This is a genomic window from Candidatus Nitrospira bockiana, assembly GCF_965152565.1.
Window position 1 is genome coordinate 2436586 of the sequence record NZ_OZ224215.1, and the last position, 12753, is coordinate 2449338.

15 protein-coding genes are annotated in these 12753 nt (G+C 63.8%); 7 read left to right on the plus strand and 8 right to left on the minus strand.

Annotated features, from left to right (window positions below; translation table 11 throughout):
• Positions 1–18: 18 nt before the first annotated feature.
• The 4 genes from ACWHYV_RS12020 to ACWHYV_RS12035 all read right to left on the minus strand — a co-directional run bounded on the left by ACWHYV_RS12020 (position 19) and on the right by ACWHYV_RS12035 (position 3458).
• Positions 19–858 carry an aldo/keto reductase family protein gene (locus tag ACWHYV_RS12020; protein ID WP_447976735.1) on the minus strand — a complete coding sequence of 280 codons (840 nt, stop codon included), beginning with the start codon at positions 856–858 and terminating at the stop codon, positions 19–21.
• Between the two features lie 145 nt (positions 859–1003).
• Entirely contained in the window at positions 1004–2413 is a 1410-nt protein-coding gene (locus ACWHYV_RS12025) for a class I SAM-dependent methyltransferase (protein ID WP_447976736.1), read from the minus strand.
• 150 nt (positions 2414–2563) lie between these two features.
• Entirely contained in the window at positions 2564–2947 is a 384-nt protein-coding gene (locus ACWHYV_RS12030; RefSeq protein ID WP_447976737.1) for a hypothetical protein, read from the minus strand.
• 244 nt (positions 2948–3191) lie between these two features.
• The gene (locus ACWHYV_RS12035) at positions 3192–3458 is read right to left on the minus strand and encodes a hypothetical protein (RefSeq protein ID WP_447976738.1); all 267 of its coding nucleotides are present in this window, start codon (positions 3456–3458) and stop codon (positions 3192–3194) included.
• Between the two features lie 76 nt (positions 3459–3534).
• Here ACWHYV_RS12035 and ACWHYV_RS12040 point away from each other — a divergent pair, with 76 nt between their 5' ends.
• A complete protein-coding gene (locus tag ACWHYV_RS12040) occupies positions 3535–3669 on the plus strand; it encodes a hypothetical protein (RefSeq protein ID WP_447976739.1) in 135 nt (44 codons plus the stop codon).
• A gap of 144 nt (positions 3670–3813) precedes the next feature.
• On the opposite strand, the gene ACWHYV_RS12045 is transcribed toward ACWHYV_RS12040, so the two are convergent.
• Positions 3814–4371 carry a S16 family serine protease gene (locus ACWHYV_RS12045; RefSeq protein WP_447976740.1) on the minus strand — a complete coding sequence of 186 codons (558 nt, stop codon included), beginning with the start codon at positions 4369–4371 and terminating at the stop codon, positions 3814–3816.
• Between the two features lie 174 nt (positions 4372–4545).
• Here ACWHYV_RS12045 and ACWHYV_RS12050 point away from each other — a divergent pair, with 174 nt between their 5' ends.
• From ACWHYV_RS12050 to ACWHYV_RS12075, 6 genes are all read left to right on the plus strand, one after another.
• Positions 4546–5646, plus strand: coding sequence for a pentapeptide repeat-containing protein (locus ACWHYV_RS12050; protein WP_447976741.1), 1101 nt, complete (start codon positions 4546–4548; stop codon positions 5644–5646).
• A gap of 85 nt (positions 5647–5731) precedes the next feature.
• Positions 5732–6529, plus strand: a complete 798-nt coding sequence (locus tag ACWHYV_RS12055) for a segregation and condensation protein A (RefSeq protein ID WP_447976742.1) — start codon at positions 5732–5734, stop codon at positions 6527–6529.
• Complete coding sequence (scpB, locus tag ACWHYV_RS12060) at positions 6526–7335, plus strand: SMC-Scp complex subunit ScpB (protein ID WP_447976743.1); 810 nt, start codon at positions 6526–6528, stop codon at positions 7333–7335. Before ACWHYV_RS12055 ends, scpB begins: the two co-directional genes overlap by 4 nt.
• Positions 7336–7417: 82 nt before the next feature.
• A complete protein-coding gene (locus ACWHYV_RS12065) occupies positions 7418–10246 on the plus strand; it encodes an FAD-binding and (Fe-S)-binding domain-containing protein (RefSeq protein WP_447976744.1) in 2829 nt (942 codons plus the stop codon).
• Positions 10243–10497 carry a hypothetical protein gene (locus ACWHYV_RS12070; RefSeq protein WP_447976745.1) on the plus strand — a complete coding sequence of 85 codons (255 nt, stop codon included), beginning with the start codon at positions 10243–10245 and terminating at the stop codon, positions 10495–10497. The genes ACWHYV_RS12065 and ACWHYV_RS12070 overlap by 4 nt, the downstream gene beginning before the upstream one ends.
• Positions 10498–10526: 29 nt before the next feature.
• Complete coding sequence (locus ACWHYV_RS12075; protein ID WP_447976746.1) at positions 10527–10805, plus strand: MoaD/ThiS family protein; 279 nt, start codon at positions 10527–10529, stop codon at positions 10803–10805.
• A gap of 26 nt (positions 10806–10831) precedes the next feature.
• Here ACWHYV_RS12075 and ACWHYV_RS12080 read toward each other — a convergent pair whose 3' ends face one another.
• The 3 genes from ACWHYV_RS12080 to ACWHYV_RS12090 all read right to left on the minus strand — a co-directional run bounded on the left by ACWHYV_RS12080 (position 10832) and on the right by ACWHYV_RS12090 (position 12746).
• Entirely contained in the window at positions 10832–11044 is a 213-nt protein-coding gene (locus ACWHYV_RS12080) for a hypothetical protein (RefSeq protein ID WP_447976747.1), read from the minus strand.
• 15 nt (positions 11045–11059) lie between these two features.
• The gene (locus ACWHYV_RS12085) at positions 11060–11449 is read right to left on the minus strand and encodes a response regulator (protein WP_447976748.1); all 390 of its coding nucleotides are present in this window, start codon (positions 11447–11449) and stop codon (positions 11060–11062) included.
• A gap of 328 nt (positions 11450–11777) precedes the next feature.
• Positions 11778–12746: an acetyl-CoA carboxylase carboxyltransferase subunit alpha gene (locus tag ACWHYV_RS12090; RefSeq protein ID WP_447976749.1), complete on the minus strand. Its 969-nt coding sequence runs from the start codon at positions 12744–12746 to the stop codon at positions 11778–11780.
• Between the last annotated feature and the right edge of the window lie 7 nt (positions 12747–12753).

Genomic DNA, 12753 nt, shown 5'->3' on the forward strand with positions numbered 1-12753 from the left:
CTCTGCTGACGGGCCGCTCTACAGCCCCATCGTTTCGATCCACTGGACTTCTTCGGGCGTGAGCGCCAACTGTTCGGCCTGGAGATCTTCCCGCATGTGCCGGGGATCCGTGGTGCCGGTCAACGGAAGGATCCCGATCTGCATGGCACATCGAAAGATGACTTGCGCGACGCCCGTCCGGTGCCGGCCCGCGATGGCTCTGACCCCCGGATGCGCCAGGACTTCTCGATTGGCGGTCAAGAGTGAAAAGCCTTGGTAGACGATGCCGTGCGCGCGACAGACGTCCCGCACCTCTTTGTCCCAGCCGAAGGCGGCATAACACCGGTTTTGCACCACCATCGGTTTCACCGCCGCCTTGGCGCAGAGCTGAAGGAGTTGCTCGGCGCTCACATTGCTGATGCCGATCATTCTCGTCTTCCCGGCGCGATAGAGCGCTTCCATCGCCGCCCACACTTCCCAGTCCGCGTCTCCCAGCCCTCGGCGTGAGTAGGGCCCGTGCAAGACATAGGAGTCGACGTAATCGGTGTGCAGGTGAGCCAACGAGCTGTCGAAGGATTGCCTGACCTGGGTCGTCAGATCGGCGGAGGGATCGTACGGCGTGCGATGGTCTTGGCCGCCGACGGGCGTGAACTTGGTCTGGAGAAACAGCGCGTCTCGTCCGATCCCCTCGTTCGCCAGGGCCTGAAGCGCTTCACCGACGAGCGCCTCTTGGTAATGAATGAGTTGGTTGGCCGTATCGATGGCCTTGAAGCCCGATGCCACGGCGAGTTGGACGAGGCGTGCAGTGGCCTCTTTTTTCCAGGCCGTCCCGTACATGAACGACGGGATCGACACGTTGTTATAACTGGTAAACGTCATCTCCGCCCTCCAAGTCCCCTATGGCGCGCCTCCTTCATCCTCGCTGTCAAACAGTCGAGAACCGATTCCCACACGTGAAAGACCGGGGAAGCCCGGGTTCAGCCTGCTGGAGCGGGTGACGATTCGACAGACCGACCGGCGGCGTTCAGCGCTGGGAGTACCAGCGAAAGCCCTTGGCCTCGTGAAAGGCCGGGCGGGGGGCCGCCCCGGGCTTTTCGAGGAGGAGCACTTTGAAATCCCACAAGCCGAACCAGGCCGGATCGATCAATTCGTGGTAGTGGCAGCCCATCAGGCGGGGGAGCATGTCGCCGAGTGCTTGCTTGAGCTCGCTTTCGGTATAGGCCCGGATGGCGAACGGTTTGCCGATGGCCTGGCAGAACCGCTGAATGGCATAGGCGGCGCCGGTGCACAGCAAGCGGGTGTCCGGTTTGAGCACCATGAACTGCGGAAGCGCGAAGTACTGCTCCTGAAAGCCCAGCCAGCGAGCGGCGTGCCGGAGGTGGCCATAGTGGATCTCGTACTCGGTGTGCCCGGGCAATTTCACCGTGCCGGGCCATCCGGATTCGATCCCGAACTCGATGAGCACGGCCCGGCCGCCTGGACGCAGCACCCGCCACAGCTCGGAGGCAAAGCGAATGGGCCCCAGGTTGAACAAGAAGGTATCCGGGAGAGCAGGGTCCAGCGGCAAGCGGATGCGGCGGATCCAATCGAGCGCTTCTTGATTCAGGGCGGAGGTCCCCGTGCCGGATTCGACTTCCGCGCGCGTCAACTGCACCGGCGTCATGTCGGCCAGGTTCTCGTTGTCGATGACCAGATCGATGCTGGCGCTCTTGAGCGGGAGCCACTCGCCGTTCGCCTGCACGCCACGGCACTCCCATCCGCCTTCACTCCCGAGCGTGAGCTGGGAGAGCAGGAACGGCTTGGTAATGTCGAGGAACAGATACTGGACGCCTTGCCGTTCGGCCGGCGACAGCTCGGCCCCGAACTCGCGCGCCACGTACCCCAGTCCGCCGCCCACTTCCAGCACGGTTCGTGGCTTGGGGTTCCACCAGCCCCGCTTCCGCAGATGCCGGGCCAACAGCCGCCCGTACGTCAGCCCTTGTAAGGCCTCGCTCGGCTCCCGGAACAGATGCGACACGGTCGTCTCCACCGTGTCGAAGTGACCTTCCTGCTTCGTAATCTCGTGGAGGTGAAAATCGGAGAGATGCTCCGCACCCTCAAATCCCTCGCGCCCGGACCACCGCTCACGGATCTGCTGGAGGAGGAGGTCCCACTTCGCACCGTGGCGGTCCCCGCTCGGCGGCTCCGTGCCGTAATAGCACAGCGAATAGGTCGGGAGCGCCCAGCGTTCCAGATGCCATTGCCCCGTCTGGCCATCCGGGCCGCAGACCCATTTGCCGAATCGCTCCAGCAGTCCGCCCACGGTGACGTGTCCGTCGATGGCGCTGAGGAGCTCCACCCCCACACGATTGAGCCGAATCAGCGGGAGGTCGTCGTCGAGCGGGGCGACCCACCATTCATCGGAGGCATGTTGATAAACGATCATGTCGGGCATGCGCCATGCCCGAAGCTTCAGAATGTCGGGAGTCAAGGAGAGCGGGGAGTGAAGAACGGAACTCGGTTTCATGACGATAGAGATCGGCGGCCGTCAGCGGGTAGGAAGGGTACACGAACCCATGCAGCGAGGCAAGTCGAAGCGAGTCTTTCAGGTCTGGGAAGAATTGTTCCCCGGTTCCACCACGACGATCCCGCGCATGATCGGATGCAAGCGACACTGATAGGGGTATCGTCCCGGCGCGAGCCCGGGCAGCGTGTAGCTGCCGTTGGGCGGAACGCTGCCGGAGTCGAACACGCACGGTCCGTCCTCCACGACGCACCCGTCATGGGTGATCGTATGGGGTGACCCGGTGGGGTTGTCCCAACGAATCGGGGCACCGGCGGGGACGCGCGCCGAGGCCGGGTAATAATAGGGTGACCCGCTGTCGATGATGATTTGAAACGGCGGCGCCGTCGCGTATCCCGGCGACATCAGAAGGAAGACGACGCCGGCCAGCGTGAGGGTTGCCAGTCGCATTGCCAGGAGACTCATCGATGACCCTCGCAAGACCTGGAGTATTCTAACACGGCGGTCATGCAAACAGATAATGCTATGTCGTTGAGGAGTCAAGGCTTTTGGGCCGGCAAGCGCGCGGAGGCACCCGGGGGTGAGCCGGCCGCCGGGGGCGGTCCGTGCTTACGGAGCCGCGCGATACGTAGTTGCACGCATCCCTGGATGGGATTCCGTGCCGACTGGTTGCAAGGCGTCGTCGTTTCATGCTAGATGGTTGCCCCAGTCACCGCTGCGGCTCAGTCACTGAAGAGGAGGGAGAGATGGCGAAGACGAAAAAATCAACCAAGCGGGGCTCGCCCAAGAAAGGGGCACGCGCTGCGAAGAGCAGCACGAAGCGGAAGACGGCGAAGAAAACCTCGGCGAAGAAAACCACGGCCAAGAAGACCGCATCAAAAAGGGCGGCGCCGAAAAAGCCGGCGGCCAAGAAGAAGACTCCGAAGAAGGCCCCGTCAAAGGCGGCCAAAGCTCCTCGCGCCGCGAAGGCAGCCAAGCCATCCAGAACTGAGGAAGCCGAGCGGCGGGCCGCTCATGAGCTGGAAGAACCGGGAAGCGCCCGTCGCGGAGGAATGGAAGATATCGAGATGGGTGAGGAGATGGAGGGAGACCTCGGCGAGGACATCTCCTTGGAGGACGACGAGGACTCTGACTCCGACTTTCTGGACAAGCCCGAAGATCTCTCCGGCGACGAGGACACCGAATAGCATCGAGTCATCTTCTTCGCCCCCCGTCGTTCATCACGTCGTTCGACTTCTTCGGCTCTCTTCGTTCTCTTCTTCAGTCACGTCCTTGATCGGGTGCAGCGGGTCCATCCAAGACCCGCTGCATCCGCGCTCGCGGCGACGCCCTCAGAGCTTGCGGCCGGTCATCAGCTCGTACGCTTGCTCGACGGTCTCCACTTCTTTCACTGTGATGCTCAATTCGAGCGCGAGCTCGTGGAGATTCCACGATGAGGTCCGCATTTGTCCGGCGGGGACGAGCACGAGATGATAGCCCTCCCGTTTCGCCGCACGGATTTTTTCGGGAATTCCGCCCACCGGTCCGATCCTCCCGTCCGCCTCGATCGTCCCGGTCAGCGCGACGCCGCGTGTGACCTTGTCTCCACGCAGCAGGGCGAGAAAGCCGACGGCCATGACGGCCCCCGCGCTGGGTCCGTCCGAGTTGGTCGGCAGGTACGAGGCGTTATAAATGGTCAGTGTCCCGGTGGGTCGACCGGCCGGCGTGCGGGCGATCGCATAACGAAAGGCCTCGCGCAGAGCTCCGAGCCCGACATCCAGGATGCGAACCCGCTGATTCCCCCATTGCAGTTCCATGGGGTCCGGCGTAGGCTTCTGATCCCACGCCATGACCATCACGTAGAAGACGCCGCCGTTGCGGGACACGGAGAGCACGGGGGTCTCTACCACGGTCTCCGCGTGGAGGTGAGGGGGGGGCTGCAGCCAACGCGAGAGCAAGAATCGTTGCGGCCATCCAGGGAGCCGGTCTCGTGTGGGGGGCTCGCATGGCTCTTCTCACGGGTTCGAACTGACGCAAGTATAGCACCGCCCTCAGCACCTTTCGGATCCCAGCGAGGCTCGCGTGTGACCTGTCTACGGCGCGTTCCGGCCGTCCGCTCCGTGCTCGTCGTCGTGATCTTCCTGCTGGCCGTTGTCGGCGTTGTGCCCGTCTCGGTGCTCGCCGAGTGTCGGGACGAACCTGGAGGGGCGGCTCCTCAGCCGGGCCTCGTCAAGCATCTGAGCCCCGACTGTACCGAGCAAGACCGGCAGGCACGGGCGGTTCCGGCCGAGGCACTCCTGCGCGCGATCCAAGAGGGCCGGCCGATCGATCTGTCCGGTGTCGTGATCGTCGGCGACCTGGACCTCAGCCGGGTGCCCGTTTCATCGCTTGCCGACCACCCCGATGTGGCCGCTACAGTCGGCGACGCGATTCGCGCCGACGACGCGCCGGCGATACGCCTCGTCCGCCGCGCCGTCACCATCCGGGACTCCACCATCCGGGGATCAGTGATGACACGGATCAAGGACGGTGCCGTGGTGTTCCAGGGTCCGGTGACGATGGCGGGAACGGTCTTTGACGGGATCGTCGACCTCTCCCGCGCCGTCTTTACCGGGGCCGTCGAGTTCTCCGATGCGGTCTTCAACCGTGAGGCCTTCTTCATCCAAGCCGCGTTCCTGAAGCCGGCACGGTTCGAACGGGTGGCGTTCGGTCCGCACACGCGGTTTCATCGCGCCCGGTTCCACGAGCCGGTGACGTTTCAACGATCCGGCTTCAACGGGTTGAGCGAGTTCCTGGAGGTCGGGTTCGGCAAGGAGGCCAGCTTTTCGCGCACGTACTTCAAGATGGGAACCGGCTTTTCGGGCGGCCGCTTCGCCGGCATGCTGGATTTCTCCGAGGCGGTCTTCGAACGGGAGGCCTTTTTTCTGTTCACCGCGTTCGAGGCGGACGTCTACTTTCACCGGTCGACCTTTCGCGGGCAAGCCGACTTCTCGGACGCCACCTTCAAGGGGGGGCAGGATTTTTCGAAAACCTACTTCGCCGTCATTCCCCGGTTCGAGCGGGCCCGGATGACCGGCCCCCCGCCACGCGGAGGGGGGCTCCAGCGGGAAGACATCGTCTACGCCATCAGCGCCAGCCTCGTGATCTTCGCCATCCTCTTCCTCTTCGTCCTCAGGAAGCGCTGAATAGATAGCTACAATATGTAGAAAGACTCTTGCGCCCCTCCCCATATGGTGGTATAAGGCTCTCCCAATCCAACCTGGAGGTGCGGTGGATCACGAACAGATCGAACTCCCGTATCACGTCCGGCTCGAGCAATTCGAAGGTCCGCTCGACCTCCTCCTCCATCTCATCAAGAAGAACGAGATCAACATCTACGATATTCCCATCTCCTTGATTACTCAGCAGTACCTGGATTACTTGAGCCTGATGACGTCCTTGAACCTAGCCGTAGCCGGCGACTTTCTCGTCATGGCCGCCACGCTGGTTCAGATCAAGTCCCGCATGCTCCTGCCCGCCGAGGAAACGCAAGGGGACGAGGAAGACGGGCCGGACCCGCGGGAGGAATTGGTCAGACGGCTCTTGGAATACAAGCAGTTCAAAGATGCCTCCAGCCGGTTGGAGGATCGCGAGCGGATCTGGCGGGACGTCTTCTATCGGGACCAAGCCGTCCAGATGCCGGCCGCCGTGCGCGCCGACGAGGCACTGCTGGAGGATGTCACCTTGTTCGACCTCGTCGATGCGCTGCAAGGGATCCTGGCGCGGACGCCCGATAAACGCCTCATCGAGATCATCCCGGAAAACCTCACGGTCAAGGATCGGATGAACGCGATTCTCGAGTCGCTCCAGGACCGAGAGTCCATGACCTTCGCCTCGTTGTTCGAGGATCAACGGTCACGGCTCGTCATCATCGTGACGTTTCTCGCGCTGTTGGAGCTGATCCGTCTCAAGCTCCTCCGCGTGTTTCAAGGCGAGGCCTTCGGCCCGATCCTCCTCATGCGCGCGTTCGTACCGGTGGCGGAGGGGTCGCTCGATGCCGTGGCGGATCTTGGCTGGGAGGAAGCATGAGCACACGCGAAGATAGGGCCGCGGAGAGCTTGTTCACCCCGCCGGAGGCGGCCGGCGATCGTCCACCCGAGCCGGTGGCCGAGCAGATGAGCAGCAGCCCGCCGGAGTCTCTGGACCCGCAGCCGGTTGAGCATGCCGACGCGATCGAGGAGCGGGACCTCAAGCCGATTCTGGAAGCCCTGCTGTTCATCGCGCACGAACCGGTGACGCTCGAACGGTTGGCCGCTGCGCTGGGCAGTGTCTCCAAGGCGCAGATCCGCCAGGCTCTCGATCAGTTGCGGGCCGAGTACGACCAGGCGGAGCGGGGCGTTCAGCTCGTCGAAGTCGCCGGCGGGGTCCAGATCACCACGCGGCCCGAATTGGCCCCATGGATCAAAGCCTTCGGCAAGACCAAGACCTCGCCGAAACTCTCACGGTCAGGACTGGAATCGCTCGCGATCATTGCCTATAAGCAACCGATCGTCCGTGCGGAGATCGAGGCCATCCGCGGAGTCGAGACCTCCGGCGTGTTGCGCACGCTCCTCGAGCGCAAGCTCGTCCGGATCGTGGGCCGGAAAGACGTGCCGGGGCGTCCGATCATGTATGGGACGACGAAATTCTTCCTTCAGCATTTCGGCTTGCGCGATCTCTCCGAGCTCCCGCCGCTTCGCGAGTTCAAGGAGTTGGGCGAATCGGAACAGACGATGCTGCCGGTCGGTGACGAGCCGCTTGCCGTCGCGAACGGGAACGGCCATGTCGGGGACGAGGCGGCTGATCACGCGGCTCCGTCGGACGTCGACGCGATCGAAGTCCCCGATCATTCCTGACCTTCATTCGACCAGGACCGGCGGCCCACCCTTGTTCTCCCTTCGGTGCATTGCCTACAATGCAGACGAGTAAGATCGATCCATGCCACTCATCCTGCCTGAGAAGAAACGGGCGGCGGCGGCCGATCTGCGCCGGCTGCTCGGCCCCGACAAGGTGCGCGACGACCAGGCGACCCTGACCGCGTATGCCGTTGACGCGAGCATCTACAAGATCGTCCCGCGTGTCGTCGTGCTCGCCGAGCGCGAGGAAGACATCCGACGGACGATCGAGTATGCCGCCTCCACCGGCGTGCCGCTCACGCCGCGAGCTGCGGGCACGAACCTGACCGGCTCGGCCGTCGGTCCCGGCATCATCCTCGATATCTCTCGTCTCAACCGAATCCTCGAGGTGAACCGCGAGGAGAAATGGGCGCGGGTCCAGCCGGGCATCGTCTTTGCCGAGCTCAACAAACGGTTGGCCGGCCATGGGCTCATGTTCGGGCCGGACCCCTCGAGTGGAGACATGTGCAAGCTCGGCGGGATGCTGGCGAACAATTCTGCCGGCCCTCATACTCTTCGCTATGGCTCCGTCAAGGACAACGTCCTGGAGCTCCGCGTCTGCCTCGAGGGGACCGGTTGGCTGGACGCCGCACCCTATCGCTTGGTCGAGCCCGGGCTCGATCAGCTCCTGGAGACCCACCGCTCGTTGCGCGAGGTGTTGAGCCTCGTCCAGGCGCAGGCCGATCTGATCCGGGAGAAGCGGCCGAAGGTCACCAAGAACAGTTGCGGCTACAACGTGTTCGGACTGGTCGACGGCTTCGATGCCGGGTGCTTCGATCTCCCGAAGTTGTTCGTCGGCAGTGAAGGCACGCTCGGCGTGATCAGCGAGGCGAGGATCCGGCTGGTCGAACGGCCTGCGGCGACGACCACGGCGCTCATCCATTTCCGGACGCTGGACGACGTCGGAGCGGCGGTCTTCAAGCTGCTCTCGTTGTCGCCGAGCGCCTTGGAAGTGATGGACGGCAACACGTTGAACTTGATCGGGCGGAGCCGCCATGGAATCCCTGCCGACGCCGAAGCGACGTTGATCGCGGAGTTCGATGAGCCTGCCGACGGCGGACGGCGGCGTGACGACGCCGCGGAGGTGGCGCGGCTGTGCCGGGAGTTTCGGCTGTCGGCCGAGCCCGTCCTCGCCTTCGATGCGGAGAAGCGTGAAGAGATCTGGAAGGCCCGAAAGGCACTTTATCCGACCCTGTACCGGTACGGTCACGGGAAGAAGCCGATCAACTACGTGGACGACGTCGTCGTCTCGGCGGACCGGATCAGCGAGCTCATTCGCTATTTGGAGGCGTTCTTCCAGGGACAGCGTGTGCCCGTCGCGATCTTCGGACACATCGGCAATGGGAACGCGCATATCGTGCCCCTGCTCGACGTGAACGATCCCGAAGACTTCGGGCGCATGGTCGAAGGCTACCATGCCATTCACGAGGCGGTGTTGACGCGGTTCGGGGGGTCGATCTGCGGCGAACATGGAGACGGCCGCGTACGGGCTGAGTACGTCCGGCGGATGTTCGGCGACGAGCTCTACGGCCTGTTCAGGCAGGTCAAGCAGGCGTGCGATCCGGCGGGAATCCTGAATCCGGGCGTCAAAATCAGCGACCGACCGTTTACGGAGCACATCGACTATACCCGTCTCTCGAAGGACTGTGCGACCTGCGCCAAGTGCAACTCGGTCTGCCCGGTCTACGATGTCTTTCAGTCCGAGGACATGAGCTCGCGGGGATGGTTCGAGATCGTCACGGCCAAGGACTACAGCTATCTGAACTCCAAACGGGTGGTGGAGGCCTGCCTGAACTGCAAATCATGCCGCAGCGTGTGCCCCGCCGACGTCGACGTCGCCGGCTTGATCTTGCAGCGGCGGGCCGAGCACCCGAATCGCCTCGCGGGGCTCATCTTCGCCCTTCAAGCAAGGTCCGGGCTCATTTTTGAAGCTCTTCTCAAGCTTCTTGCCGTAACCCAGCGAATCTGGGACCGTCCTGTGCCGCGCGCCATGATCGATCTGCTGACACGGCCCATCCTTCGGTTCCTTGCTCCGACGGCTCGAGTTCCCCGGGATCTCGTGCTTCCGAGGTTGGCAACCCGGCACTTACGCGAACGGTATCGTGACCTGGTCGAGCGTGCCGAGCATGGCCGCTCTTCGGTGGCGTACTTTCATGGCTGCGCCGCCAACTACTTCGACGACGGGGTGGGGGATGCGGTCATCGAGGCGCTGCGGCGGCAGGGCGTCGAACCGGCGCTCCCACCGCAGCGATGTTCGGGCACGCCGATCGAGACCTACGGCCACGTCGACCTCGTGAAGGAGGCCGCGCGCTTCAACTTGAGCTCGTTCGGTCGGTACGACACGGTGGTGACCGGGTGCGCGTCCTGTACGCTCATGCTCAAGGACTACCGGCGGCTCTTCGCGGGCGAGCCGGAGGAGAAGGCCGCGGAGGCGCTGGCTGGGAAGGTCAAGCACATCTCCGAGTTGCTGGCCGATCGGCTGCCGGGCCGGCACGGCGACCGAGCCGGCGCCGCGCGCCGAACGGTCACGTATCACTCCTCCTGCCATCTGCGGGTGGCGGGGGTGACGAAGGCTCCGCGTCAGGTGCTGCGCGGGCTGCCTGGTATCGACTACGTCGAAATGCAGGACGCGGATCGCTGTGCGGGCGGGGCGGGGACGTTCGTCATCAAGGACTACGAGACCTCGCAACGGATCTTCGAGCGCAAGCGCCGCGCGATCGAGGAGAGCGGTGCGGACGTCGTGGCCACGAGTTGCCCGGCCTGCATGATCCAACTACGGAACGGGTTGCGCGGAGCCGTTGAAGTCAAGCATATCGCTCAGCTCGTGAACGAGGCGAGCGGCCAGGCGGATCCCCGGGGATCGGCCGAATGATCCGGATTCGGAAGGCCGACTGGGTCTTCGTCGTCGCCGTGGTCGTGGTCGTCCTGTTCGTCTCGCTGTTGCCCAGCCCGAGGGAGCGCAATCCGCCGGTGCCGATGGACGCCGAGCATCGGGGCGCGACGACGGAGACGCTCTGTTCGCAGTGTCACGCCCCGCAAGGCGCTCGCCCGCTCGGGCCGCGGCATCCCAAGCGGCAGGACTGTTTCAAATGTCACCGGCGGGCGGACGCCTCGTCGAGCTGAACGGGACCGGAGAGGGAAGGAAGGCGGAGATGGTCACCATCCTGTTGTTCGGACACGCCCTGCAGGACAGCGTCGGCGGAACGGAGCTGCAACTCGACCTGACGGCTCCGACGACCGTGAAGAAGCTGATCGAATCACACGAGGACCGACTTGGCGCGCTGATGCCCTTCTTGAGCAAGGGGGAAGTGCTCGTCACCGTGAACCGCAAGGTGGGGACGATCGATTCGCCGGTGCGTGACGGAGATACGATCAAGATCACGCATCAGACGAATCCGATCTTCGAGGGCGCGCGCTGGCACAATCCCTAGTGTCCAGCTTCACCCCTGCGGAGCAGTCATTCGCGGGAGGTGGGCTGGAAGGATTGCTCCTTGACCGGCTGGCGCCTCAACCAGAGGGAGTAGGCGGCTTCCAGGGACGTAATCGTTCCCGCGATCGATTTCTCCTGATCGGCCGTCAGCGGCTGCCCGGAGCAGAGCAGCTCCAGCAAGGCTTCCCCCGCCTGGCGGAGATCCTTGACCTCTCTTCCAACGTCCTTGCTCTGTCCCACTATCGTCACCTGCAGTCACCCGGCGCGTTCATCGCTGCGGCCGCGCGCCACGGCGTCCGCCACGGCCGTGAGGAGCGCCGTGGGGCTGATCGGCTTTTGCAAGACTTCAAAGGCGCCGTGCTGGAGCGCCTGGTAATGCAGATCGTAATCGTCGTCCCCGGTGACGAGGATGACGGGCGCCGTGATCCCCTGTTCCTTGGCTTCGTGGAGCAGCTCGAATCCGTTTAGGCCGGGCATGTGGATGTCGCTCACGATGGCGTCGAAGCGCGCCACGGCGGTGAGCAGCAGGGCCGCTTCCGCGCTGTTGACCGCTTCGACCGCTTGATCACCACGGCCGAACTTCAAGATCAGCTCGAGCATGGACAGGGCCAACGGGTCGTCGTCGATCACCAAGATGCGCTCCATCCGAATGGCTTCCCTCCGTCGCTCCGACGGCTTGGTCTAGAAGGCGACGCTCTGACGTTGCGATGAAGAACCGGTGCGAGAAGACAAAGAAAAAGGCCAAAGTAACCGCTGTCATGGCGGGAACACCAATATGAAAGCTGGAGACCCGCTCGAGCCGCTACTTTGGCTCCAGTCAGCCTACCGGAGCCGCGTGCGGAAAAGGATCGGCAGGAGAAGAAGGCGTGTGTCAGACCTTAAGGAGATGATGCTTGATCCAGAACGGTGGAGGCTCGACGAACGAAGCCGCTTCAGAAAGCTGAACGAGGAGTGGCGCGCCTGGGTGGGACGATCAGGCCTTCGCGGCCGTCGGATCGAGGACCACGCCCATCCGGCGATACTTGTGGTCGCGGCTTTCGACGAGGGCCTCCGGGGAGAGCTCCGCGACTTGCTGGAGGTGATTGGCGAGGACCTTCGCGATCCGGTCGGCGGTGAGCTGTGGGTCCCGATGGGCTCCTCCGAGGGGTTCGGGGATGATCTCGTCGATGACGCCGAGCTTGTACAGATCTTCTGCGGTCATCTTGAGCGTCGCGGCCGCATCGGGCACCTTCGCCGGGTCGTCCCACAGGATCGCGGCACAGCCTTCCGGAGAAATCACGGAATAGACCGCGTGCTCCAGCATGAGGACGCGGTCGGCCACGCCCAAGGCCAACGCCCCGCCGCTCCCGCCCTCGCCGATCACGACGGACACGATGGGCACGTCCAGCCGGGCCATGACCAAGAGATTGCGGGCAATGGCTTCGGCCTGGCCCCGTTCTTCGGCTCCGATACCGGGGTAGGCGCCGGGGGTGTCGATGAAGGTGACGATCGGGCGGCGGAATTTCTCGGCCAGTCGCATCAAGCGGAGCGCCTTGCGATAGCCTTCCGGGTTCGGCATCCCGAAGTTCCGCTCCATCCGCTCCTTCAACGTCCGGCCTTTCTGATGGCCGATGACCATCACCGACTGCTCATTGAACCGTGCCAGTCCGCCCACGATCGCCCGGTCATCCGCAAACGCGCGGTCGCCGTGCAGCTCCATGAAATCCCGACAGAAGAAGTTGATGTAATCCAGCACCGACGGGCGTTGAGGATGGCGCGCGATCTGCGTGCGCTGCCAGGGCGTGAGCTTGGTGTACAGCTCGGCCTCTTCCTGCGCGAGCTTCCCGCGGAGCTTGCGGATCTCCTCCTGGACGGAGTGCTTCGCCTGGCCGGACGCCGACAGCTTCTCGATTCGCTCCTCGATCTCCCGCAGCGGCTTTTCGAATTCCAAGTAGTCGCGCATCGGCATA